Annotated in this window: 28 protein-coding genes; 11 read left to right on the forward strand and 17 right to left on the reverse strand. The window is 55.4% G+C overall.

All coding sequences use genetic code 11. The features are described 5' to 3' along the window. Nucleotides 1-16 precede the first annotated feature (16 nt). A complete protein-coding gene (locus IE090_RS04840) occupies nt 17-1,372 on the reverse strand; it encodes a tetratricopeptide repeat protein (RefSeq protein ID WP_189387215.1) in 1,356 nt (451 codons plus the stop codon). Between the two features lie 318 nt (nt 1,373-1,690). Between IE090_RS04840 and ccoM the strand changes: the two genes are divergently transcribed. Then, nucleotides 1,691-1,810, forward strand: coding sequence for a cytochrome c oxidase subunit CcoM (gene ccoM, locus IE090_RS17985; protein WP_308428487.1), 120 nt, complete (start codon nt 1,691-1,693; stop codon nt 1,808-1,810). Between the two features lie 127 nt (nt 1,811-1,937). On the opposite strand, the gene IE090_RS04845 is transcribed toward ccoM, so the two are convergent. From IE090_RS04845 to IE090_RS04880, 8 genes are read right to left on the reverse strand one after another with little or no spacing between them, the layout of a single operon-like run. Then, nucleotides 1,938-2,702, reverse strand: coding sequence for a septal ring lytic transglycosylase RlpA family protein (locus IE090_RS04845; protein ID WP_189387216.1), 765 nt, complete (start codon nt 2,700-2,702; stop codon nt 1,938-1,940). Continuing rightward, entirely contained in the window at nt 2,702-3,658 is a 957-nt protein-coding gene (gene mltB, locus IE090_RS04850) for a lytic murein transglycosylase B (protein WP_189387217.1), read from the reverse strand. The genes IE090_RS04845 and mltB overlap by 1 nt, the downstream gene beginning before the upstream one ends. Before the next feature lie 13 nt (nt 3,659-3,671). After that, complete coding sequence (gene rodA / locus IE090_RS04855; protein WP_189387218.1) at nt 3,672-4,814, reverse strand: rod shape-determining protein RodA; 1,143 nt, start codon at nt 4,812-4,814, stop codon at nt 3,672-3,674. Then, complete coding sequence (gene mrdA, locus IE090_RS04860) at nt 4,814-6,667, reverse strand: penicillin-binding protein 2 (protein WP_189387219.1); 1,854 nt, start codon at nt 6,665-6,667, stop codon at nt 4,814-4,816. Before mrdA ends, rodA begins: the two co-directional genes overlap by 1 nt. A gap of 13 nt (nt 6,668-6,680) precedes the next feature. Continuing rightward, a complete protein-coding gene (rlmH, locus tag IE090_RS04865; protein ID WP_189387220.1) occupies nt 6,681-7,148 on the reverse strand; it encodes a 23S rRNA (pseudouridine(1915)-N(3))-methyltransferase RlmH in 468 nt (155 codons plus the stop codon). Beyond that, complete coding sequence (gene rsfS / locus IE090_RS04870) at nt 7,145-7,495, reverse strand: ribosome silencing factor (RefSeq protein WP_189387221.1); 351 nt, start codon at nt 7,493-7,495, stop codon at nt 7,145-7,147. The genes rlmH and rsfS overlap by 4 nt, the downstream gene beginning before the upstream one ends. A gap of 7 nt (nt 7,496-7,502) precedes the next feature. Beyond that, entirely contained in the window at nt 7,503-8,147 is a 645-nt protein-coding gene (gene nadD, locus IE090_RS04875; RefSeq protein WP_189387222.1) for a nicotinate-nucleotide adenylyltransferase, read from the reverse strand. Then, a complete protein-coding gene (locus tag IE090_RS04880) occupies nt 8,128-9,384 on the reverse strand; it encodes a glutamate-5-semialdehyde dehydrogenase (protein ID WP_189387223.1) in 1,257 nt (418 codons plus the stop codon). Before IE090_RS04880 ends, nadD begins: the two co-directional genes overlap by 20 nt. A 158-nt stretch (nt 9,385-9,542) precedes the next feature. Between IE090_RS04880 and IE090_RS04885 the strand changes: the two genes are divergently transcribed. Continuing rightward, on the forward strand, nt 9,543-10,466 hold the full coding sequence (locus IE090_RS04885) for a GGDEF domain-containing protein (protein ID WP_189387224.1): 924 nt from the start codon (nt 9,543-9,545) through the stop codon (nt 10,464-10,466). Beyond that, nucleotides 10,463-11,449: a GGDEF domain-containing protein gene (locus tag IE090_RS04890; protein WP_189387225.1), complete on the forward strand. Its 987-nt coding sequence runs from the start codon at nt 10,463-10,465 to the stop codon at nt 11,447-11,449. The genes IE090_RS04885 and IE090_RS04890 overlap by 4 nt, the downstream gene beginning before the upstream one ends. A 3-nt stretch (nt 11,450-11,452) precedes the next feature. Here IE090_RS04890 and IE090_RS04895 read toward each other — a convergent pair whose 3' ends face one another. Then, the gene (locus IE090_RS04895; RefSeq protein WP_189387226.1) at nt 11,453-12,295 is read right to left on the reverse strand and encodes a class I SAM-dependent methyltransferase; all 843 of its coding nucleotides are present in this window, start codon (nt 12,293-12,295) and stop codon (nt 11,453-11,455) included. Between the two features lie 94 nt (nt 12,296-12,389). Here IE090_RS04895 and IE090_RS04900 point away from each other — a divergent pair, with 94 nt between their 5' ends. Next, complete coding sequence (locus tag IE090_RS04900) at nt 12,390-12,974, forward strand: DedA family protein (RefSeq protein ID WP_189387227.1); 585 nt, start codon at nt 12,390-12,392, stop codon at nt 12,972-12,974. Here the strand turns inward: IE090_RS04900 and IE090_RS04905 are convergent. After that, on the reverse strand, nt 12,969-13,211 hold the full coding sequence (locus IE090_RS04905) for a hypothetical protein (RefSeq protein WP_189387228.1): 243 nt from the start codon (nt 13,209-13,211) through the stop codon (nt 12,969-12,971). The two genes, IE090_RS04900 and IE090_RS04905, sit on opposite strands and share 6 nt — an antisense overlap. Nucleotides 13,212-13,341: 130 nt before the next feature. On the opposite strand from IE090_RS04905, the gene IE090_RS04910 reads away from it, so the two are divergent. Both IE090_RS04910 and IE090_RS04915 read left to right on the forward strand, forming a co-directional pair. Next, a complete protein-coding gene (locus IE090_RS04910; protein WP_189387229.1) occupies nt 13,342-14,361 on the forward strand; it encodes a DUF3549 family protein in 1,020 nt (339 codons plus the stop codon). Continuing rightward, the gene (locus tag IE090_RS04915) at nt 14,358-14,798 is read left to right on the forward strand and encodes a YchJ family protein (RefSeq protein WP_189387230.1); all 441 of its coding nucleotides are present in this window, start codon (nt 14,358-14,360) and stop codon (nt 14,796-14,798) included. The genes IE090_RS04910 and IE090_RS04915 overlap by 4 nt, the downstream gene beginning before the upstream one ends. 34 nt (nt 14,799-14,832) lie before the next feature. Here IE090_RS04915 and IE090_RS04920 read toward each other — a convergent pair whose 3' ends face one another. Continuing rightward, nucleotides 14,833-15,105, reverse strand: a complete 273-nt coding sequence (locus IE090_RS04920) for a hypothetical protein (protein ID WP_189387231.1) — start codon at nt 15,103-15,105, stop codon at nt 14,833-14,835. 121 nt (nt 15,106-15,226) lie between these two features. Here IE090_RS04920 and IE090_RS04925 point away from each other — a divergent pair, with 121 nt between their 5' ends. From IE090_RS04925 to IE090_RS04945, 5 genes are all read left to right on the forward strand, one after another. Further along, on the forward strand, nt 15,227-16,237 hold the full coding sequence (locus IE090_RS04925; RefSeq protein ID WP_189387232.1) for a hypothetical protein: 1,011 nt from the start codon (nt 15,227-15,229) through the stop codon (nt 16,235-16,237). 117 nt (nt 16,238-16,354) lie between these two features. Then, nucleotides 16,355-17,512, forward strand: a complete 1,158-nt coding sequence (locus tag IE090_RS04930; RefSeq protein ID WP_189387233.1) for a D-alanyl-D-alanine carboxypeptidase family protein — start codon at nt 16,355-16,357, stop codon at nt 17,510-17,512. Nucleotides 17,513-17,601: 89 nt separating this feature from the next. Next, nucleotides 17,602-17,874, forward strand: a complete 273-nt coding sequence (locus IE090_RS04935; protein WP_189387234.1) for a YbeD family protein — start codon at nt 17,602-17,604, stop codon at nt 17,872-17,874. After that, nucleotides 17,875-18,519: a lipoyl(octanoyl) transferase LipB gene (lipB, locus tag IE090_RS04940; RefSeq protein WP_189387235.1), complete on the forward strand. Its 645-nt coding sequence runs from the start codon at nt 17,875-17,877 to the stop codon at nt 18,517-18,519. Next, complete coding sequence (locus IE090_RS04945) at nt 18,516-19,178, forward strand: TorF family putative porin (protein WP_189387236.1); 663 nt, start codon at nt 18,516-18,518, stop codon at nt 19,176-19,178. The genes lipB and IE090_RS04945 overlap by 4 nt, the downstream gene beginning before the upstream one ends. Nucleotides 19,179-19,183: 5 nt before the next feature. Here the strand turns inward: IE090_RS04945 and mtnC are convergent, their stop codons facing one another. From mtnC to pgi, 5 genes are all read right to left on the reverse strand, one after another. After that, nucleotides 19,184-19,888: an acireductone synthase gene (mtnC, locus tag IE090_RS04950; RefSeq protein ID WP_189387237.1), complete on the reverse strand. Its 705-nt coding sequence runs from the start codon at nt 19,886-19,888 to the stop codon at nt 19,184-19,186. Further along, nucleotides 19,885-20,436 (reverse strand): 1,2-dihydroxy-3-keto-5-methylthiopentene dioxygenase, encoded by a 552-nt coding sequence (locus tag IE090_RS04955; protein WP_189387238.1) that lies wholly within the window; start codon nt 20,434-20,436, stop codon nt 19,885-19,887. Before IE090_RS04955 ends, mtnC begins: the two co-directional genes overlap by 4 nt. Continuing rightward, complete coding sequence (locus IE090_RS04960; protein WP_229815470.1) at nt 20,433-21,098, reverse strand: methylthioribulose 1-phosphate dehydratase; 666 nt, start codon at nt 21,096-21,098, stop codon at nt 20,433-20,435. Before IE090_RS04960 ends, IE090_RS04955 begins: the two co-directional genes overlap by 4 nt. Before the next feature lie 9 nt (nt 21,099-21,107). Continuing rightward, nucleotides 21,108-22,121, reverse strand: a complete 1,014-nt coding sequence (mtnA, locus tag IE090_RS04965) for an S-methyl-5-thioribose-1-phosphate isomerase (protein ID WP_189387240.1) — start codon at nt 22,119-22,121, stop codon at nt 21,108-21,110. A 67-nt stretch (nt 22,122-22,188) separates the two neighbouring features. Beyond that, complete coding sequence (gene pgi, locus IE090_RS04970) at nt 22,189-23,847, reverse strand: glucose-6-phosphate isomerase (RefSeq protein WP_189387241.1); 1,659 nt, start codon at nt 23,845-23,847, stop codon at nt 22,189-22,191. Between the last annotated feature and the right edge of the window lie 79 nt (nt 23,848-23,926).

The raw sequence follows: 23,926 nt of genomic DNA on the forward strand, positions 1-23,926 counted from the left end.
GCCTCCTAGGTATGCGTCAGAATGACAGCGCTATGCCGGATTCGAACAGCGAACGTTGGTACTCATAGACCATGACGTTGCTGCTGCTATTCACCCAGCTCAATTGAAAAAAGACACTCATCGCCGGAATTAACTGACGGCTGTAGCCCAAGGCCAGTTGGGAAAGCTGTTCCTCACGAGTTACACCGGCGGCAAATAAGTTGGTTTTGGGCAGCGGATTCTGGAACTGTTGTTGTTGATATAAGGCCATGCCATACCACTGAGCGGCACTGCTGACGGCATATTGAAAGCTCCAACTTAAACCGAGGCTGTTACGCGCTAATGATTGCTCATCGCCGATATCTGTTGTGGCTTGTAAGCGCCATTGCTGGTTAAAGCGGCGTGTGGCGTGGTTTAAGCCCAGCTCAAGGTCTGCTTGCACTAAGTCGAGGGCATTATTGCGCTGGTTATTCTGTTGCTGCACGCTGGTGGTGGTGGCCCAAGACCAGTGATCAGACAGCGGTGTCGTCCAGTCAAACTCGGCCCCCAATTCGTTCTGATAGGCCTCGCCACCCAGTTGGTATTGACGGTACTTAGCAGACACCGCAAAAGTATGTTGGCTGCGCATCACGCGCCACCCCAAATCTGCGTAGGCACTGTTTAAATCGTATTCGTTATTCAGACCGTTATCCTTGCGGCTAGCGCCCAAACGCAAATCGATACCGCTGCGCTGGCTTAATGGATGCAGGTATTGAGCGTGACCGCGCAGCTGATAAAAACCACTGTCATTGGCGCGTTGCTCTTCACTCAAAATGGCGGTCAGCTGGCCATCTAACAGTTGAATACGATCTTCATCCGTCGCTGCATTGATGTTGCTGTCATAGCCTGCAGACAAACTCACGCCACCTTGCCACTGCGGCTCACGTCGCTCTCTGCGACGCTCGATACGTTGCAAAAACTGCTCTACAACACTCACCACACTGGCCGGCGGTTCGGCCGCCAGAGCACGCCGAAACTCACGCTCGGCACCATCTAAATTATCCAAGTAGAAGTGGGCGCGCGCTAACTCCAAGCGGTAGCGAATCACCTCGGGATAGGCACTGATCAAGCGTTCGAACACAAACAATGCCTCTTGATAATGGCCGGTTTGAGCGGCACTAAAACCATAATAGAAATCAAATGACGGGTCGCCTTCGTACTGCAACAGCTGTTGTTGGGCAGTGGCATACGCCAGCTGATACTGCCCCTGCTCAACGGCAACCCGTAGTTGCTGTAACGGGTTGCCTGTGTGGTCCGCACTTGTGTTATTGCCGGCTTGAACCGTCAGCCACCAGCAACATGCAATAGCAACCGTTACCAGCTTGCCAGCCATGGTAAACAGCCCATGAATCATAATTTGCTTTCCACAGTCGAAGAATACGTCATCTAAGTGTGCCTTGTTATTCGTTAATTGCCACTTTTACCGCACATTGACACGTTAGCAGCTGCTTGGGCAGCAAGGTACGGGCCAGTTTCCATACTAGTAATATGGCTATTTGATTTGCATCAAGCACATGAACGAGAGGGAATACAGGCCAAGAAAGGCCTTGATACATGTCAATTTGCCTAATGCCTAGCTTGCTATGTTGAACCCATACACAGACGGTCGTTGTTGCCACAGCGTTCGCTGACCGTTGGCAAGTTCGACAACATCGACAGAGAGGTAAGCGCTATGTTTATGGATGAAGTGGTTTTATCAGGTCTGCTTATTGTCGGACTGACTTGTGCATTTTTTGGTGGCGTGTATTGGGCAGTCAAAAAAGACATCAGTAAGCACGGCACTGGAGAATAATCGCTAGCTTGGGCTAGCCTCCACCACCAACGCAGGGGTGTTGGAGTATTGTTTTGATTCTGCGCTGAGTACCTTGCCTCTGGGCCCAGGATGACTCCCTGCGGCCCCTTTTTTTTATTGTTCTTGATCATTGATGTCCTGCTAACAAAATGGCGTCGATGTTTTCTTTCCGCAGCAGCTGCTGCAGTTGCGCCAGTTCCTCTCCCTCTTTCACTGGGCCGATTCTAACACGATGCAAGGTAGGCTGTGATACACGTTGATGTTGACTGACGATAACCGGCCAACGTTGCTGCAATAGCTGTTGAAGGCGCTGCTGAAGTCGCTGTGCAGCATTTTGATCGCCTAGGGCGGCGACTTGCAACCAGCGTTCTGAGTGTGGCTTGGGGGGCTTTAACACTTCAACCCGCACCAGAGCTGTACCTTGCTCATGCATGTTTAACCTTACGGCGGCGGCGTAAGACAGATCAATAATCCGATCAGCGTGAAATGGGCCACGGTCGTTCACGCGCACAACCACACTGGCGCCTGTGTCTAAACGAGTCACGCGCACATAGCTGGGTAATGGTAGGGTTTTATGAGCCGCAGTAAAGGCGTAGACGTCGTAGATTTCGCCATTGGATGTTTGGTGGCCGTGAAACTTCATGCCGTACCAAGAGGCAATGCCCTCTTGAGTAAATGGATATGCTTCCTGCATAACCTCATAGCGCTGACCCAGTACGACATAGCTGGCCGGATTGCCGAGCACGCTTTTGGGCTCGGCGCTTGGAATAGGTTCCTGCAATGCCGCCAGCTCTGCTTTATTGGGCGGGGTAAAGTCATGCTTGTGCTGGTAGCGCGAGGTGGCACAGCCACTGAGCATGGCCAAGACCAAAACAACCACCAGCCATGGCATTAGCGCAGAGCCTCACTGAGTTGGTAAACTGCCATGGCATACAGGCGGCTGTGGTTGTAGCGAGTAATCACATAAAAGTTGTGACCACCAAACCAGTATTCGGTGCCGGAATCCGCCTCTAGTTGAATCAGTGTGGCGCTGGCGTTATCCGGCACCTGAGCTGATAGTTTGACGCCGACGGCGCGCAGCTCACCGGCTGTCCATTTGGGTTTTAGGCGGTCATTGATCATGTTTTCTGGCGCTGGTTGGCTTAACTCGACTGGCAAGGTTACGGTCTCACCAGCGCGCCAGCCGTGGCGTTTAAAATAATTGGCCACACTTTCAATGGCGTCGGCTGGGTTATTCCACAAATCGCGCTTACCATCTTGGTCAGCGTCAACGGCATAACTCAAAAAACTGGTGGGAATGAACTGGCCATAGCCCATGGCACCTGCGTATGAGCCTTTGACTTCGGCCAAGTCAATTTGCTCTTTTTCAGCGAGGGCGAAAAAGGCCTTAAGCTCGCGCCAAAACAGTGGCCGCTTGGGGTAGTCGAAGGCTAGGGTGGCCAGCGAGTCGAGCACTCGGTAGCTACCTTGGCGTTGACCGTAATAGGTTTCTACACCGATAACAGCGGCGATCACATGGCGATCGACACCGTATTTTTGTTCCGCAGCCGCCAGCTCTTTGGCGTAGGTTTGTAGAAATTCTTTACCTTGGCGAATGCGCGAATCGGTAATAAAAATTTTGCGGTATTCGTGCCACTCCAGACGTCGCTCAGCCGGTCGAGAGATGGCCTCAAGTACCGAGTCCATACGCTCCGCCTGCGCTAACCAGTGCCGCGCTGTCGCCGGTTTGATGCCGTACTCTGCTTCTAATTCTTGGCTGAACTGGTCAAATTTTGGGTGTTGATCATACGCGGCATGAGTGCCGCTCGACAGCAATGTCAGACCCAAAACCGCCGCAAGTATGCGCATTGTGATTTCCTTCTTAGCGTTGTCGATGACTGGCCATAGACATCAGCAAACCGAATGCCAGCATCAAGCTGACCACCGATGTGCCGCCATAGCTCACCAGAGGTAAGGGTACCCCCACCACGGGTAAAATGCCGCTGACCATGCCGATGTTCACGAACACATAAATAAAAAACGTGACGGCTAACGACCCAGACAGCAATCGCGCAAACACAGTGTCGCAGCGTGTCGATAAATACAAGCAACGCAAAATGATCAGGCAATACAGGCTGAGCAAAATCAGCACGCCCGCCAGCCCCAATTCTTCTGCTAATACCGCAATAATGAAATCGGTATGGCTCTCCGGTAAAAACTCCAACTGCGATTGGGTGCCGTGCAAAAAGCCTTTGCCATCGATGCCGCCACTGCCAATGGCCGTCTTGGATTGGATGATATTCCAGCCGGAGCCGAGTTTGTCACTTTCCGGGTTGAGAAACGTCAAGACGCGCTGCTTTTGATAATCATGCATGACGAAAAACCACATCAGCGGTGCGCAAGCGGCGACAATCGCCACCATAGAGCTAATCAGCCACCAAGACATGCCGGCAAAAAACAGCACCAGTAGGCCGGAAGTGCTGATTAAAATGGCGGTGCCTAAATCAGGCTGTTTTAAAATCATCACGGTGGGCAGAGCAATCAGTACCAGTGCTTTTAGCAGATCGATTAAGCGCGGCGGCACCGGCCTTTGCGCCATGTACCAAGCAACGGTCAGCGGCAGAATGAGCTTTACCAACTCCGATGGTTGAAAACGTGGCAAGCCCGGCAGTGCCAGCCAGCGCTGTGCGCCCTTGGCTCCCACGCCCATGACTAAGACGGCTGCCAGTGCGGCCAGCCCGGCGACAAACGCCCAAGGTGCGATGCGCTGATATAAGCGCGGTGGAATTTGGGCGGCAGTGACCAACAACACCAAGCCGATACCGAAATGAATGGCTTGGCGAATGACCATGCCCCAGTCACGGCCACTGGCACTGTATAAAATGGTTAAGCCGCCACCACATAGCAATAGCAGTAGCAATAGCAGCGGTAAATCCAAGTGGATACGCGCAAACAACTGTCGACTGCGTTGAAAGCCCTGCATCGAGCCACTGCTGATGCTGCGACGAAAATCCGTAGTCGCCATCAGTTAGACTCCTCTGCTAGGTACTGGTTAATCAGTGCCTGCGCCACAGGGCCTGCGGTGGTGCCAGAAGATTCGCCATTTTCAACAATCACGGCGACGGCGATTTGCGGATTCTCCACGGGCGCAAAGGCGGTGAACAGTGCATGGTCACGCAGTCGCTCTGCTAATGCTTCAGAATCGTATTCCTCATTTTGCTTAATGCCCACCACCTGGGCGGTACCGGTTTTACCCGCCATAGGGACTTTAAGCGTTTTACGTAGACGCCAGCCGGTGCCGTGGGGGCCGATGATGACGTCTTCCATTGCCTTGGCCATGCGCTGCCAGTGTTGTGGGTCTTTGAGTTTAATGTCGGGCGGTGCTGACTGCTCGGGCACAAACGCCTCGCCATTGGTGGCTGCCAGCAGGCGCGGCAAATGCCAGCGGCCATGAGCCGCTAACACGGCGGTGGCGGTCGCCATTTGCAGCGGTGTGGCTTTCATAAAGCCCTGGCCAATGCTCATGTTGACGGTGTCGCCGGCAAACCAGAAGCTGCCGCGGTGATGGCGCTTCCATTCACGATCTGGCAGTAGACCAGGCAGGGCGTTGATGACGTCTACTGACGTGTCACGGCCAAAGCCAAACTGGCCCAAAAAGGGCGAAAAGTGGTCAATGCCCATGCGCACTGACAACTCATAGAAGTACGTATCACAGGATTCGACCATGGCCTTGTGCATGTCTACGGTGCCATGTCCGGTGCGTTTCCAATCGCGATAGACGCGGTCGTAGTTATCGATTTTGAACCAGCCGGGATCACTGATAGTGGTGTCCCAGTCAGCGACGCCGGATTCTAAAATCGCCAGACCCACAAAGGCTTTCAGGGTGGATGCCGGCGGGTATTGGCCGCGCGCTGCGCGGTCAAACAGGGGTTGGTCGGGGTCGTTGCTGAGATCGCCGTAGTCTTTATAAGAAATGCCGGTTACAAACAGGTTAGGGTCAAAGGCGGGATTACTGTAAAACGCCAGAATACCACCGGTATTCACGTCAATCGCCACGGCGGCGCCGCGAAAGCCCTGCATTTCTTGTTGTGCCCGTTGCTGCAGACGAGCATCCAGATGCAAGGTTAAATCTTGGCCTGGAACTGGGTCTTGCTGCTCTAGCACGCGCAACACACGACCACGTGCGTTGGTTTCAACCTTTTGATAACCCACTTCGCCATGGAGCAGGTTTTCATAGCGGCGCTCAATACCGATTTTGCCAATATGGTGGGTGGCGCTGTAGCGCCGCTTTTGTTCTTCGTCACTTTCAATGCGGCTTTGGTCTTTGGCGTTGATGCGGCCAACATAACCCAACACATGCGCAAAGCTATCGCCGAGTGGGTAATGACGCACCAGTTGAGCTTCGACCTCGATGCCTGGCAAAAAGAAGCGGTTGACCAAAATGCTGGCGATTTCTTCTTCATTGAGGCGGTGGCGCACCACCACGGGTTCGTAAGGGCTGCGACGCAGGTTTAAGCGTTGCTCGAACTTTTCCCGGTCACGCTCGCTTAAGCCGATTAAGCGATCCACTTCGGCTAGGGTTTGCTCGAGATCATTCACCCGCTCGGGTACCAGCGTCAGGCTGTAGGAGGGAATGTTTTCCGCCAACAAGACGCCATTGCGGTCATAAATCAGGCCACGTGTCGGCGCCACTGGGCGCAGAGCAATGCGGTTATTTTCCGATAGGTCTTTGTATTTTTCGTGCTCGGTAATCTGCAGATGCGCCATGCGCCAAGCAAGAATCCCCAGCAGCGCCATGATAATGACTGCCAGTGTGATGGCCCGGGCGCGAAACAGGCGTTTTTCCGCCGATTTGTCCCTGAAGGCTGATTCCCACATGCCGTCAGTCCATTTATTTGTGGTAAGGGTGCCCCTGGAGAATGCTCCAGGCACGATAAAGCTGCTCGGCCACCAACACCCGCACCAGCGGGTGCGGCAGTGTTAGGTTAGACAGTGACCAGCGCTGGCGTGCCAGAGCCAGTATGTCCGCACTCATGCCATCTGGGCCGCCAATGAGGATGGCAACGTCGCCACCTTGCATGCGCCAGCCTTCCAGCTGTTGTGCTAACTGTGGGGTACTCCAGGGCTTGCCGGCCACTTCCAGCGTGACAACATGATCCTGGGGCCGCAGCGCTTTGCGTAAAGCGTCTGCTTCCTGGCGCATGGCTTTGTCTATGTTGCTGGATTTGCTGCGCTGGCCGGGAGCGATTTCAACCAACTCAAGAGCGCAGTCCGAGGGCAGGCGCTTGGCGTATTCTTGATAGCCTTGTTCCACCCAGTTGGGCATCTTCTGGCCCACGGCCAGCAAGCGCAGCTTCATTGTGACTGGCTGCCCTCGTTGCTTTCGGGTTCGCCCCACAAGCGCTCAAGGTCATAAAAATGGCGAGCCTGGTCGGTCATGACGTGCACGACAACATCGATCAGGTCGATCAGTACCCAGTCCGATGCAGCACGTCCCTCGGTAGCGTTCATTTTTAGACCGGCTTTTTTGGCTTTTTCTTCGACATTGGCAATGACAGCTGCCACATGACGATTTGAGGTGCCGGTGGCGATGATCATCCAGTCGGTGACCGAGGTGCGGCCACGAACATCGAGAACGGTGATGTTTTGAGCCTTCATATCGTCCAGTGCGTCGAACACCAGTGTTTTAATATCGTCAGTTTGCATTCAGAAGTTATCGGTACAGTTGTTGTTGATGAAGGTAGTTCAGCACGTTGGGCGGAACCAAGAAGGTGACATTCTCGCCCTGCTTGATAGCGCGGCGCAAGTAAGAGGCGGAGATATCGAGCTCTGGCCAGTGGTGACGGCAGATATGACCGCTACTGGTGCGCAGCAAAGTGGCGACATCGCACTCGCGCTGCTCCAGTTGCTGCTCCTGCCAATGGCTGGTGTTTTGCAGGCCTGGGCGGCTGACCACCAGCAAATTGGCTTGCTCCAATAGGGCCAGCGGTTGATGCCAATGCTCAAAGCCCTGCCAAGCATCTTGCCCCATTACCCAGGTGAATGACACCTCTGGGTGGCGCTCATGCAAAGCGGCCACGGTAATGGCGCTGTAACTTAACTCGGCACGTTGCAGCTCGATGTCGCACGCTTCGATGCCCGCCAGTTCAGCACAGGCCAGCTCCAGCATGGTTAAGCGCTGCTGCGCATCCGCTTGTGGCTGTGGCCGGTGCGGTGGAATGCGGTTGGGAATCAGCAATACGCGATCAAAGCCCAGATCGCGCAGTTGCACCGCAATGCGCAAATGACCAATGTGCACAGGGTCGAAGGTGCCGCCCAGTAAGGCCCAATGAGGGGAATTATTTGCGGATTTCGCCATTACCCAGCACTACGTATTTTTGTGATGTCAGACCTTCCAGGCCCACTGGGCCACGAGCATGAATTTTATCGGTGGAGATGCCAATCTCGGCGCCCAGCCCGTACTCAAAGCCATCAGCAAAGCGAGTGGACGCATTCACCATGACCGAGCTGGAATCGACTTCAGTCAAAAAGCGCCGCGCCAGGGTGTAATTCTCAGTGACAATGCTGTCGGTATGGTGGGAGCCATGGCGGTTAATGTGCTCAATGGCGCTGTCGAGGCTATCGACAATACGCACCGACAAAATCGGTGCCAGGTATTCGGTATCCCAGTCTTCGTCACTGGCAGGCACAGCAGAGCCAATCAACTGACAAGTTTGCTCGCAACCGCGCAGCTCTACATCGAGCGCTCGATAGGCCGTGGCCAGGTCGGGCAATAATCGCTGTGCCACGCTCTGGTGCACTAACAGAGTTTCCATGGTGTTGCAGGTGCCATAGCGATGGGTTTTGGCATTGATGGCAATGTTGGTCGCCTTGCCTGGGTCGGCAAACTCATCCAAGTAAACGTGACAAATGCCATCCAGGTGCTTAATGACGGTCACCTGAGCGTCGCGGCTGATGCGCTCAATCAGGCCTTTGCCGCCGCGCGGCACAATGACGTCGACGAACTCTGGCATGGTGATCAGCTCGCCCACGGCGGCGCGGTCGGTGGTTTCGACCACTTGCACGGCACTGTCGGGCAGGCCGGCGGCTTTTAGGCCAGTGCGAATGCATTTGGCCAGCGCTTGATTAGAGGCGATGGCTTCGGAGCCACCGCGCAAAATGGCGGCATTGCCGGACTTCAAACACAAGCTGGCAGCTTCAATGGTGACGTTGGGGCGGCTTTCATAAATGATGCCGATCACCCCCAGAGGTACGCGCATTTTGCCCACTTGAATGCCGCTGGGGCGGTAGTTGAGATCGGTGATTTCGCCCACTGGGTCGGCCAGTGCAGCGACCTGCTGCAAGCCTTCAAGCATGGCATCGATGCGCGCTTCGGTCAGCTCCAAGCGATCCAGCAAAGCGGCATCCAGGCCATTGTCGCGGCCGCGCTGCAGATCTTCGGCATTGGCACTGTGCAACTCCGGTCGTGCCGTTTGAATGGCGTCGGCAATGGCCAGTAAAGCGCGATTTTTGTCGGCACTGGAGGCCCGATTCATGGCGCGGGATGCGTCGCGGGCTTGCTGCCCTAAGCTGTGCATATAGTCTTTGATGTTCATGCGTAATACCTGAAACCGTGGCGAAATCGTAGGGTTTACTCCCATGGCCAGCCTGGCCTGGTTTGCAGCGACTGCGTGGACCGCGAGGATCGTGCGAAAGTGCGGTAGTATACACGAGGCAGTCGCCAGCCTGTGACAATAACAATGAAGGGCTTCGGATGGAAAAAACACAGCTACACAGCCTGGTGGTGTTGCAAGTCAAAATCATTTATTGCCTGTTAGCAGCACTGGGCCTGAGCATCATCGCCGTGCTCGATTTATTGGAAAGCAAATACGTGTTTGCTGCCGTTGCCGCTGGGTTTTCGCTGGCGCTGGTGATTTATGCGGGTTATTTGCTGCTGCGCCGCAAGAAGCGTTCATCGCCTTACCCAGAATGGCTATTGGTGGGCATGCTGTGTGTCTTTACTCTGTTTGGCATGCAGGAAAGCAGTCAGGTGGTGCATTGGATTTATTTTGTGCCCATTTATTCTTATTTTTTGTTTTCGCTGCGCGTCGCCACCTACATTACGCTGGTTTACAGCATCGCCTTAGTGGCATTGGTGATGGGCCAGTTTGATCCCTACTTACGCCTACAGATTCTCTTTACCTACGCCGCTTGCTACGTTTTTTCTGTGATGTATGCGCTGATTAATGAGCACAGTGGCCGTGGCCAAACTCAGGTGATTCACACCGACTCTCTGACACAGGTATACAACGAGCGTCAGTTATTACTGGATTTAAACAAAGAAATGACGCGCGCTGATAGGCAGAGCTGTCAGTTAATGTTGGTCGCCGTTAACACCCCAGATCGCTGGCAAAGCCTTAAGGTTGAAGACTATGAACAGCATTTGCTGTATTTAGGCCGACGTATCAAGCGTTGCTTGCGCCACTACGATACTTGTTACCGCATGCACAATGACAACTTCACCATCATGATGCCTGATAGCACCCCTGCTGAAGCGAACGAGCTACTGGCGGCCATCAAACAGTCGCTGGCTGACAGCCGTTTGCGTCAAGAAGCGATTGTCCTGCACATGCAGGCCTACCAACCCGAAGACGATGCCGACAGCTTGCTGGCGCGTTTGCAGCAGGAGGCGGCATGAAAATCGACTGGTCGCAGGAGCAGCTGCTGCCACGTTTGCAGGCGCTGGTCTACACATTGGCAGCGGTGGCGATTATTGGTTTGCTCATCGACCAATATCGCCAAGGCTTGTATTCATTGGTATTGACCAACGCCATTGCCATTCCGGCGTTTTTGTTCAGTGCCATCTTTGTTTACATCAATCGTGATCGCGACGGCCATCCGTGGGTGAATTATGCCTTGGTGTTGGTGCTGTCGGCCTTGGCGCTGTATCGGCTACCCACCTATCCGCAACTGATGTTGCACTACCTCTACGCTTTGCCATTGTTCAGTTATTTTTGTCTGCCGATGTGGCACGCCACTTGGTTTAATTTATTGATGGGCGCGCTGATGACGGCGATGATCTGGTCTGGCAGCGATACCGCAACGGGCATTCGCACCGGTACCAATTATGCGCTATTGCTGGGCTCGGCTTGGTGCTTTGCTTATTTGACCCAGATGAAGTCGCGGGCATTAAAGCGTTTATCGCTGACAGACCCATGTTCAGGCGTCTATAACCACCGCCACTTTCAGCCCGTGTTAGGGCGAGAGTTGGCGCGTGCGGGCACTCATGGACAACCCGTTAGCTTGATTGCACTGGAGCTGGATGACTGGAGCCAATGGCTGGACATTCACGGTCGCGCCGCGGTGCTGCAGTTTTTGCCGCATTTTGCCGAAGCAGCACGCCAACAAATTCGAGCCGGCGATGATATTTTTCGCCTTGATCAAGCGCTGTTTGTGTTGCTGTTGCCTAACTGCCCCGAGGATGGCGCCATTGTGCTGATGGAGCGAATAAAGCGTGTATTACAGCAACGCACCTGGAAGCCCTTTGCGGAAATAAACATCAGTGCGGCGGCGGTTAGCTGGCAACAACAAGAAAGCGCCGAAGCCATGCAAAAACGCTTGCTGGCCAAACTGCGCCAGCAGCGTCGCGCCAGTTTGCAGCTGGCGGCGTTTCAACAATAAAGCTCAGGCCTTAGCGCGAATAATGCGCACCATGGTGGGGGTATTCACTTGTGGAATGGCGATTTTGCCGTAGCAATCGGCCGGGTCTATCACTTGCACCTGGCTGAAGCCATCTTCGCTAAAACCTTGCTCAATCGCGGCGCTGCTGCGGTAATGCAGCGGCCAGTCGCCACGGGTAAAAAAGCCCACCAAGCGCTGCGCCAATTTGACGTAGCGATAGGACGGGTGCTCGACCAAGTCTGGGTACAAGTCGGTTACATAATGCCCTTGAGGAAAGCGCTGTAACCCCTGTGCAATGCGTGCCCAAACGCTGCGAATCTGCGCCAGGGGAAAGTAATTGACCAGCCCCTCGCTGATAACGATGGTCGGTTGGCTGGCATCCAAGCTGGCGAGAATCGCTTCGATGCTGTCCTCGCCCTCGCTGTGCAAAATGTTGCAGCTGCGCACCTGATGTTGTTCGCAACTTTCCAATTGTTGCAGCAACACTTGCTTGCGCTTGGCCATGGCGGGCAAATCGGTTTCGATGTAACGCAGGTGCGGGTAGCGTTGACACAGGCGAAAACCACGCGGTGACAACCCGGCAGCCAGCTCGACCACCTGAGTGACGCCGTGCTGTTCGATCAACTCACTCAGTTGGGCATCGATCACTTGGTGACGCTGCAGTAAAAACACATCAATATTGGCACCGGCCAAGCGCTTCAGTAGGGCATTGATGGGGGCCAACGCGGCGTAGGCAATGCGCCCCATGGGGGTGGCAAAGGCGCTGGCAGATAAACCGTGGCGTAGCCACACCATGCCGGTGTAATGGGCACTGATGCTAATGCGGGAGGTATCGGTGGCAGTCATGTTTAGAGTCGTTGTTATTGTTGTCGATGGCGGCAGAATAGCGTGTTCACCTGCTCGGCTCCAGCGTTGTTAAAAGGCTCAATGAATGGCGGATATGCACGAATGGCTCAACCAATGGCTGGCGGCTACCTCGCCGGTTTGGCTATTGCTGGTATTAGCCATGGTGGCAGCGCTGGAATCTTTGGTGTTGGTGGGGCTGCTGGTGCCGGGTGTGGCGCTGCTGTTAGGTTTGTCGCTGCTGGCGGCAGAGGCCGGCATTTCACCCTGGCAGTGGTGGTTGGCGGGCGCTGTGGGTGCTTTTGTGGGCGATACCATCAGTTTTGCGGTAGGGGCTTGGGCTGGGCATCGCATTGATCATTGGCCCTGGTTGCGCCATAGGCCACAGCAGTTGCAGCAAGGGCGAGCGTTTTTCCGCCGCTACGGCGTTTGGAGCATTGCTCTGGGGCGCTTTGTCGGGCCACTTAGGCCATTGATACCGGCGCTGGCGGCGGCTTTGAGCATGCCTTGGCGCAGTTTTTTGTGGGTTAACGCTTGGTCATCGCCAGCCTGGAGCGCCGTGTATTTGCTGCCACCTTTGCTGCTGGGCCAAATGCTGACCCTGAACGGCCCCTGGTTGTGGGGGCTGGTCGCTCTGATGACCATCGTGGCGCTGTGGGTGGCACAGCGCATGCGCTTATGACTGGCGCGTTTGTGCGGCGCGCAAGTCTTTCTTAGCCTCGCCCAACTGATACTCAAGGTCAGCGATGCGTTGGCGGTCGTCTTTTTTCTGCTGCTCCAGCGCCTGATACTGATCGGCAATGTCTTGCAAGCTGCGCTCAGCTTCTTGCACCTGCTGCTGCCATCGCTGACTCAGAACATAGCCGACGATACCGCCACCAATAATCAGTCCTGCCAATAACGCTAACACTAAAATCATATTTGACTCGCTAGTTCACCTTGCTCAGCTGCCATGATAACCAGCGAAGCCGGAGCTGCGGTAGAGGGCGCGCATTTAAAGGTGGGCTTCTGGTAACATGCGCGCAACTTCATGATCGACAGGTGACGGTGTGACCATTTCCCAGTTGCTAGCGCAAACCGCTGCGCAAGTACGGATTTTTGACATGGGGCGGCGCATTAGCCAGCTCAGCCAGCAAGATTTTGCCGAGTTCGAACAGCTTGCTAGGCCGCATCCCACACCTTATTTGCGCCATGCTTGGCTTGGCATTCTTAGCTGGCAGCCTGAGCAGCCCGGCAAGCACAATATCTGGTTTTTAAAGTTGCCGTTAGATGAGCAAAATTTGCTGCAACCCGGCCCACGCGATGCTTTTTTACAGCATTGGCTGCGGGTGGTGGAGGCACCGGATAAAGAGCACGGCGAGGCGCCTTGCGCTTACAAGCCAGACGCCAATCGCATGGCGTATTTTCATGCCTTAGCGGCGAAGCTGCTGCAGCAACCCGGCAGTCAGTATTACACCACGGCTCGCGCTTATCTAAGTGGGGATACCGGCTGGGATAACTGGCAGGGCGTCGGTCTGCAAGGCTTGGCGGAAGTGGTGGCGCGCATGGAAGAAGAAGGCAATCAGGCGTTGCTCCGTGATGCCATGGCGCACATGCCGGCGGTGCCGCGCAATGTGGTGTTGGGCTTTTTAGAGAACACCATTCCTAGCCATGAGTTGACCCTAGCCATCAACGACCGCTTAGCCGAGGTGGTTAAAAACAACGCCAGCGCTGCCGATTTAGCCGCCTTTGCGCGCGGCTTGAGTCAAAGCATTAACCTCGATCAGCGCCGTGCATTACTGCAGGCGATTTTGGCGCACCCTGCGGCCACCGACATTGAGGTAATGGCCTCGGTTGCCAGTCGCTGCTGGCACGACCTGGAGGGCGATACCTTGCTGCAGTATTTGGAGTGCTTGGCGCAAACCGATGAGCAGGGGCAAGCGTTTATGCCGCTGGTATCGGATTTAATGACGTTGCCGGGCAAGCGCGAGCATGTGTTAACGGCGTTTCGCAGCCCCCAGCGTAGCGCGCGTTTATCTGAGGCCATTGGCCAGTTAATGGCTCAGGTGCGTCAGGGCGATGTTCAATGACGGCGTGCCCATGTCAGTCCGGGCAACGCTATAGCCACTGCTGCCAGCCATTGCATGACGGCCAACCAGCGGCCACCGCCGCTGCCTTGATGCGCTCACGCTACAGCGCCTTTGCGCTGCAGTTGTCGGCATACTTACTGCGCAGCTGGCATGCATCAACGCGGCCAGCGCAGCTCGATTTAGATGCGGACTGCGAGTGGCTAGGTTTGACAATTGAACAGGCAGCCGAGCAGGGCGAGCGGGCGCAGGTGAGTTTTTGTGCGCGTTTTCGCGCCGCTGGCCGCTTTCAGCAATTACGTGAGCGCTCGAATTTTGTGTGCGAGCAGGGTCATTGGTATTACCTAGATGGCGATGCGCACTGGAGCGAATGGGCCATCGGCCGTAACGACCCTTGCCCCTGTGGCAGTGGTCGCAAGTTCAAGCGCTGTTGCGGCTAGCCTCTATCGGGGCCTCTGGGGGTTAAGAGGTGCCCTAGTGCTTGGGCCGGGTCATGCCTTTCACCATCATGCCCCAGGTCATCATCAAGGCACCAATGAGCGAGGCCAGCATCATCAGGTTTACAAACAAAGCGTGACGCTGGTAATAGCTGCTGTATTGTTGCTCGGCACTGCTGCACTGGCCGCTGTTGAAATCGAGACTTTGGCCCAGCTCTTTACAGTCATTAAGGGCTGACATTTCCAAACCATACAGGGTTAATAGCAGAATGCCGGGCAAGGCAAATAACAAAGCGCCAATGCGCAACATAAATCACTCCGGGCGAGATCAGGTTGGCGGAAGCTGTCCGATGCTTGACATCGTCCAGCTAATGTTTTCATCTTACCGGTAGTCACCCACCATGAAAACGATAATAAAAGACGCTGCTTTTATGAAATTCACCACATTTGTTCTGGCCCTGCTCTTGGGCAGCGCTGCGCAGGCCGCCGATCTGGATGTGCTGCTGCAGCAAATTAAAACCGACATCGCTGCCAATCGGCTGTCGACACCTGCCGGAAATAACGCCCTAGAACGCATTGATGCGTTTCGTGAACAGGCGCCGTTCGACTATCGCGTCATTCCGTTGATGTATCAGTGGGGCGACGCCTATTTGCGCTTAGCCGATGAGGCCATGGACAACGGCGATATTGATAAGGCAAACCTGTATTTGCAGCGTGTGTGGCAAGTAGCGTCCTTGACGCCCGGCTTAGAGCAGGCACAAGCGCGGCTGGATCAACTGGCGTCCACCACGCAGCAAGTGGCACAAAAAGACAAAAAACAGGCACAAAAAAAAGATCAGGCGGCAGAAGCCGAACGTCAGCGCCGCATTGCCGCCGCTGCGGCTGAAGAGCGCGCCCGGTTGGAACGCGAACGCCAGCGGCGACTAGAGCAAGCGCGGCGTGAGGCCGAGGCAGAAAAGCAACGCTTGATGGCTGAGCGCAAAAAACGCGAAGAGGAAGAACGCCAGCGCCGAGCTGAAGCGCAACAAGCGGCGCGGTTGGCTGCACAGCAAACTCAAGCCAGCACAGCAGCGCCAGAAGCCGAGCCTGCGCCGGAAGAAGTCGAGTCAGCTCGGGAACTGTGGGAGCAAGCCGAGGAAGACAGGCCACCGCTGGCCAAATACGACCTCAATGGCGGCATGATCAGCGACCGCAACCGTGACATCGGCGATTCTCTGGAGCCGATTTGTCGCGCGATTCTTGATAACGACGCTTCGGTGGTGATTCATACCGAAGACAAGTCCGACTACCGTTGGCTCACCGTGCGCTTAACCTTGTGTTTGCGCCGTTTGGATGACAGTTTCCGGTTGCGTCATAGCTATGAAACTTTGGCTCAGGCAGAGCCGTTTTTAACGCTGCATCCGCCGCGCGAAGTCTCTCTGGTACGCAAAGCGGCTGATTGAGTTTTGGTATAGATGGGAGTGTCGTTGCCACTCCCATCACGCTTTACCAGACCTGACACTGACAGCGCTGATCAGCGTGTTACAATCGGCCCGTTTTCTTCTCAAATTTGTAGAACTATGCTGCGCTTACCTCTGATTGTTCTGTGTTTTTTATTTTCTAATGCGGCACTGGCCAGTGTGATTGTGCCCGCTGCTCCCAAGCTGGCTGCCGATGCTTACATATTGATGGACGCCGACAGCGGTCAGATTCTGGTAGAGCACGAGGCAGATAAACCCCGCCCGCCCGCCAGCTTGACCAAGATGATGACCAGCTACATTGCCGTGCACGAGTTGCAGCTGGGCAACGTCAGCGAAGACACACAAATCCCCATCAGTGTGAAAGCCTGGCGCAAAGGCGGCTCTAAGATGTTTGTGCGTGAGGGCACCGAGGTGCCACTGATCGATTTGCTGCGTGGCATTATCGTGCAGTCCGGTAACGATGCGTCGGTGGCTGTAGCTGAGTATTTCTCTGGCTCTGAAGAAGCCTACGCCGAGTGGATGAATCAATACGCCAAGACCTTTGGCATGAACAACACCAACTTTCTTAACGCCACTGGCTGGCCAGTCGAAGGGCACTACTCCACGGCTCGCGATATGGCGATATTGGCGCGCCACATCATCAAGGATCACCCCGAGTATTACTCCCTGTATGCGGAGAAATATTATGAATACAACGACATTCGCCAGCCTAACCGCAATAAGCTGCTGTGGCGTCGAAGCAGTCATTTCACCGTAGATGGTTTAAAAACCGGCCACACGGAAGAAGCCGGCTACTGCCTGGCGGCGTCGGCTAAGCATGAAAACACCCGCTTTATTGCTGTAGTGATGGGGACTCGCAACGAAGAAGCGCGTGCCCGTGAAACCCAAAAGCTGCTGGCTTATGGCTTTCGTTACTATCAGACCCACAAGCTTTACCAAGCCGGTGAAGTGTTGCAGAGCCAGCGCGTTTGGTTAGGCCAACGTGAAAATATCGACTTGGTGTTAGAAGATGATTTGTATCTGACCCTGCCCAGTGGTGCTGAGGGCGATTTGGATGTCGACATTACCTTTGATGAGTTTTTAGAAGCACCGGTGCAGCAAGGTCAGGCGATTGGCAACATGACCATCAGCCGCGATGGCGAGCTGTTAGCCCAGCGTCCATTGCTGGCCTCGGCCACGGTGGAAGAAGCAGGCTTCTTCGGACGTATGTGGGGTAAGGTACAATTATTCTTTGCTCGCTTGTTTGCCGGCGCTTGAAGTTCGTCAGCAAGGCCCCATTGATAGGCGCATTGATACGCACTTGGCCGGCTCCTAGCCGGCTTTGATGTTTTTACGAGGTAGTGAGTGTGAGCCAGCAAGAGCCCCCCAAGATTGAGTTTCCCTGCGACGATTATCCCATCAAGGTATTAGGCACCGGCGTGGATGATTACGAGCAGCTGGTGATCGATATCATTCGTGTGCATGCGCCAGATTTTGATGCCACCAGCATGCAAGTACGCGACAGCCGCAATGGTCGTTTTCGCTCCATTACCGTCTATATTCGCGCCACCGGCCCAGATCAGCTGCAACGCATCCACACCGACCTAACGGCACAAAGCTTTGTGCACATGGTGATGTAAATGACGGCCACGCCAACCGACTCGCTGCAACTGCGTTGGTTAGGTCTGCAGCCCTACGACAGCGTCTACCAAGAAATGCTGGCGTACACCGAGCAACGTGACGCCGACACACCGGATCAAATCTGGCTATTGCAACACCCGCGTGTCTTTACCCAAGGCCAGGCCGGTAAGGCCGAGCACGTGCTGATGCCGGGCGATATTCCCGTGGTGCAATCGGATCGTGGCGGCCAGGTGACTTATCATGGCCCAGGCCAATTGGTGGTGTATTTACTCATTGATATTAAGCGCCGCGGTATGGGCCCGCGCCAGCTGGTGAGCTTGATTGAGCAAGCCATTGTCGATGCTTTGCAGCACTGGCATATTGACTCGGCACCACGGTCGGATGCCCCTGGGGTCTACGTGCAGCAGCGCAAGATCGCCTCCCTCGGCCTGCGCATTCGCCAAGGCCGCTGTTTTCACGGCCTGGCGTTGAACATTGATATGGATTTAGAGCCATTTGCGCGCATTAACCCGTGCGGCTATGAAGGCATGCAAATGACGCAAATGGTGGCCGAAACCGATCAGCCCGTGGTGTTTGACGAGGTTGCCGAGCGGCTCGCTCAGGCGCTCACCACACGCTTTGCAGAGAGTGAAGAACTGGCATGAGAACACTATTAACAAGTGTGCTGTTATTGGCGGCACTGGGCGCGCAAGCGCAACAGCGTTACAACCTGGCGTTGGTCTCCGATTATTTGTTCCGTGGCCTGACGAAAACCGATCACGAACCCGCGCTGCAAGGCGGCATGGATGTGCGGCGCGGCGACGCCTATGCCGGCATCTGGCTATCGAACATTGATGCCCCCGAGCAGGCGGAAGGCATTCCGGTGCAGATGGATGCTTATTTCGGCTATAACCATCGCTTTGGCGGTTTTAATCTCGATACCAGCGTGGTGACCTACAACTATTTGGTTGACAGCTTGGCGGATGAAACCGAGTTTCGCTTGGCCACCAACCCGGCCAAAGGTTGGGAGCTGAGTGTGGCGCGCGGCATCAAGCAAAAAACCTGGTATCCGGAAATTCGCTACGAGCACTATTTGCAACACCGCTTGTATTTGGACGTCATGGCGGGCGTGTGGCTGCAAGACGATGCCGACGATAAGGGCTTTAATCTGCGCGCTGAGCTGGCGCGTGACTTCCCTGAGTTTCACAGCATCGACTTGTTTGTGGCGCTGGACTTTATCAGCGATCAAACACCCTTTGGTATGGATAACGACGAAGACGACTCAGACATTCAAGTCGTCTTCGGCATTCGCAAGAATTTTTAACGCCGTTACAGCTTTTCTAGGCTTATCTCCGCCAGCGACGTCACCACCGGGTGGCGGGCGCTGGCAGGCTGCTCCCCTCGACACACCCACACAGTGTTAAGACCGGCCGCTCGCGCCGCGTCCAGCTCGGCTTCAATATCGGATAAAAACAAAATCTCATGCGCTTCTAGCTGATGGCGCTGTTGCAGCTCGGCGGCGATGTGCTCATAGGCGCTGGCCTCGGTTTTAGCGCCGATGCGGGTGTCGAAGTGACCGCTAAATAACGGCAATAAGTCTCCATCACAGCTGTGGGCAAAAAACAGCTTTTGTGCTTGCTCTGAGCCGGATGAATACACATACAAAGGCAGCTCGCTCGCCCATTGACGCAAGGCCTGAGTGGCGTCCGGGTACATATGAGCTTGATAGTCGCCTTGCTGATAGCCTTGGCGCCAGATCAATCCCTGCAAGGTTTTCAGCGGCGTGGCCTTGCGGTCCTGATCGATCCACTGCTCAAGCGCACTGATCAGCTGCTCATCGCTGTCGGCTGGCCGTTGCTCTTGCTCCAGTATGGCGCGGGTTTGTTGCAGGCAGTCGGCCACTTCCGGCTGCTGGCGCTGCTGCTCAACAAAGGGGCGTAAGTGGCGACGAGCGTAGGGAAACAGCACCTCTTTAACGAACGCGATGGAGGAGGTGGTGCCTTCGATGTCGGTGACGATGGCGGCAATGCTCATGCGTTTTCTTCCAGGCGGTTAAACAAGTTGGCAATGTCGCTGCCGGTAAACTGGGCGACCCAGCCTTCTGGGTTGGTAAACCAGCGAATCGCCACAAATCTAGGGTGCGGGCCCATATCGAACCAATGTGGCGTGTTCGCTGGCACACTGATCAAATCACCGGCGACGCAATGCACCTCGTACACTTTGCCGTCTTGGTGAAGGGTGAATAAGCCCTCACCGGCGGCAAAAAAGCGCACTTCGTCTTCGCTGTGGGTATGCTCGCTGAGAAATTTTTGTCGCAGTGCTGCTTTATCTGGGTGGTTGGCATCCAGGCTGATGACATCGACCGCCTGATAGCCATGCTGCTGTTGCAGCCGTTCGATGTCGTCTTGATAGGCCGCCAATACTTGCTCGGGGGCACAGCCCGGTTGCAGCTCTGGCTGGGTCGGCCATTGCTCAAATTGCACGCCGATGTCTTGCAAGCGCTGGCGAATTTTCTGGCTGTCGTCGGTGGTAAACAGCAAGTTGGTAGGGGCGTTATCCGGGTAGATGCGGATGGTAGTCATAATGGCGAACCTCGCTCAATGCGCAGCCTTTCAAGTTCATAGCGAAACAGGTGTTCTAGCGCTTCTAAGTGGCGAAAGCACTCGTCAGCGTCGCGGCCCCAGGTATAAACCCCATGGCCGCGAATCAAGTAGCAGGGTGCGTAGCGGCGCTGCTGTAAGCGCTCACTGACCTGCTGGGCCAGGGTGTCGATATCCTGGCTATTGGCAAACAGTGGAATGGTGACCTGGTCTTCATGGGTGCTTTCACCCGCCAGCGCTTTTTGCAGCTCCCAGCCTTGCAGTATCAGCTCATCACTCGGCCATAGGCGTGACAACAACACAGCGTAAAACGAGTGGGTGTGCAGCACCGCACCGACTTCAGCAAAGTCACGATAAAGCTGCGTGTGCAGGGCGGTTTCAGCAGAGGGCTTACCCGGCGTCAGCGGCCGGTTGTGCAGATCCACCTGCATCAATTGCGCGGCGGTGAGCTGGCCTTTATCTCGCCCAGAGGTGGTAATCAGGCAGTGCTGTGGCCCCAAGCGCAGGGAGTAATTGGAGCTGGTGGCCGGCGACCAATCGTTGGCATAAATGCGATGGGATAGCTGGCACAGTTGCTCGGCTTGGCTGCTGATGTCAGTGCTGGCATCCACGGTATGAGGCGTTGTTGTGGTCTGTGTGGTCACAAGCATGTCCTAACGAGTCAACAAGGCAGCAAGGGTGTCGCGTGAAGGGGCTGGAATCACTCCCTGCTCACAGACGATGGCGGTAATCAGCTCGGCCGGGGTGATATCAAACGACGGATTGAGCGCCTGACAGCCTGCTGGGGCAATGGCCTGGCCTTGCAGTTCGGTGACCTCGCTTGCAGGGCGCTGCTCAATAACAATGTCATCACCGCTGGCCAGGGTTAAATCAAAGCTGCTCGACGGCGCCACCACCATGACTTTGGCACCGTGATGACGGGCCAAAACGGCCAGGCTGTAGGTGCCGATTTTGTTGGCGACATCGCCATTGGCGGCAATGCGATCAGCACCGACGATGATCCAATCAATGGCTTGGTTGCGCTTGCGTTGCTGCTGCAGCAGATGCGCCGCAGCGCCATCGCACACCAGTTGCACATCTATATTGTCTTGCATCAGCTCCCAGCAGGTCAGGCGTGCACCTTGCAGCCAAGGGCGGGTTTCACCGGCATACACTTGGCTGATCTTGCCATCCGCCCAGGCGGAGCGAATCACCCCCAGCGCGGTGCCGTGGCCGCCGGTGGCCAGCGCCCCGGTATTGCAATGGGTGTACACCCGGCTGTGCTCACCCAACAGGGAGGCGCCAAACTGTGCCATGGCTAAGTTGTCGGCAATGTCTTGCTGGTGAATCGCGCGTGCTTCGGCCACCAATTGCTCGGGCCCAGCGTGGCTCAGTGCCGCCATGCGCTCTAACGCCCAAAACAAGTTGACTGCAGTCGGGCGCGATTCGGCCAGACGCTGATAGGCGTGCTGCAAGTCACCGCCATGTAAGGCTTCCAAGGCATAACCGTAAGCGGCAGCAATGCCGATGGCGGGCGCACCGCGCACCACCATGGCACGAATGGCATCGGCCACATCGGCAGCGTTAAAGCAGTCAATGTACTGTTGCTGATGCGGCAAATAGCGCTGGTCTAGCAGGCGCAAATGCTGCTGTTGCCAGTCGATGGCATGAACCTGTGAATGCGTCATGATGTTCCCCTGTTCGAATGGCGCAATGGTAGTCGCGCCAGACTTTAATGAACAGAGGTGGGCGAACTTACAGTTGCTGTTGCATGCGATGGAAGGCGCGAATCAGACCATTGGTCGAGCCGTCGATGTCGGCCGCGATGGCGCCGCCTTCCAACGCCGACAATACTTGCCCGCCGAGCTGCTTGCCCAGCTCCACGCCCCATTGGTCAAACGAGTTAACGCCCCATAACATGCCTTGGGCAGCCACCTTATGCTCATACAGAGCAATCAAAGCGCCCACGCTGTGCGGCGTGGCTTTAGGGAAATACAGAGTGTTGCTAGGTCGATTACCGGGAATCACCTTTTGCGGCGCTAATACGATGGCCTCGGCTTGGCTCATGCCAGCCGCCACCAGCTCGTCGATGGCTTCCTGCTCAGATTTGCCCTGCAGCAACGCTTGGCTTTGCGATAAGCAGTTCGACACCAGCATGGCGTGGAAATTATCAATCGGATTGTGACTGCACATGGGCACAATAAAGTCACACGGTGAAAAGTGCGTGCCCTGGTGCAACAACTGGTGAAAGGCGTGCTGACCATTGGTGCCAACACCGCCCCAAATGATCGGGCCGGTGTGGTAGTCCACCTGATTGCCATCGAGGGTAATCGACTTACCATTGCTCTCCATGTCCAGCTGCTGCAAGTGCGCGGGCAGTGAGCGCAGGTAATGGTCGTAGGGCAAGATGGCGTGGGAGTTAACGCCAAAGAAGTTCACATACCAAACCCCCAACAGCGCCATGATGACCGGCATGTTTTCGGCCAAGGGCGCGGTGCGGAAATGCTCATCCATGGCAAAGGCGCCGCGCAACAAATCGCGAAAGTTATCAATGCCAATGGCCAACGCCAGCGGCAGGCCCATGGCCGACCACAGTGAATAGCGCCCGCCGACCCAATCCCACATGGGGAAGATGTTCTCTTCGGCGATGCCAAACTCGGTGGCTTTGGCAATGTTGGCGGAAACGGCGGTGAAGTGGCGGCTAAGATCGTCTTCAGAGCCGCCGTTGTCTAAAAACCAGCGCCGACACGCGGTGGCGTTTTTAAGCGTTTCTTGGGTGCCAAACGACTTGGACTGCACGATGAACAAGGTGGTGGCTGGGTCGAGGCGCTTGAGGATTTCGGTGATGTGCGAGCCATCGATGTTGGCCAAATAGTGAATGCTAAGGCCAGAATCCCAGTACGGCTTGAGCGCGCCCGAGGCCAGCTTGGGGCCGAGAAACGAGCCGCCAATGCCAATCGAGACAACGTCGGTAAAAGGGCGGTTGTCGTAGCCGCGCCATTGGTTGCGGCGAATCTTCCAGCAAAACTCTTCCATGCGGTGCACGGTGTGGCGCACCTCCGGCATGATGTTGACGCCATCGACCAGAATCTCGCGCTCGCTGAAGTTACGCAAAGCGGTATGCAAAGCTGGGCGGTTTTCGCTGCGATTGACGTGCTCGCCGCTAAACAAGTTGCTGATGGCACCGGGCAAGTCGCGCTGCTGCGCCAGCTGTAGCAACAGCTGCTGAGTGTGCTCAGTAATGCGGTTTTTGGAGTAATCCAGGGTCAGGCCGGCGGCCTCAACATGGAAACGCTCGAAGCGCTGTGGATCTTGGGCGAACCAGTCGCGCATGTGCTGATCTTGAATGTCCTGGTAATGCTGTTGCAGCGCTTGCCAGGCGGGTACCGAGGTCAGGCTTCCTTGATAGGCCATGGAAATGTCCCAATCTGTCCAGAGGCCTTTGATTATACATATACAGAATAAAAAAACGCCGCATTAGAGCGGCGTTTTG

The organism is Bacterioplanes sanyensis (genome assembly GCF_014652515.1).
GTDB classification, from domain to species: Bacteria; Pseudomonadota; Gammaproteobacteria; order Pseudomonadales; family Oceanobacteraceae; genus Bacterioplanes; species Bacterioplanes sanyensis.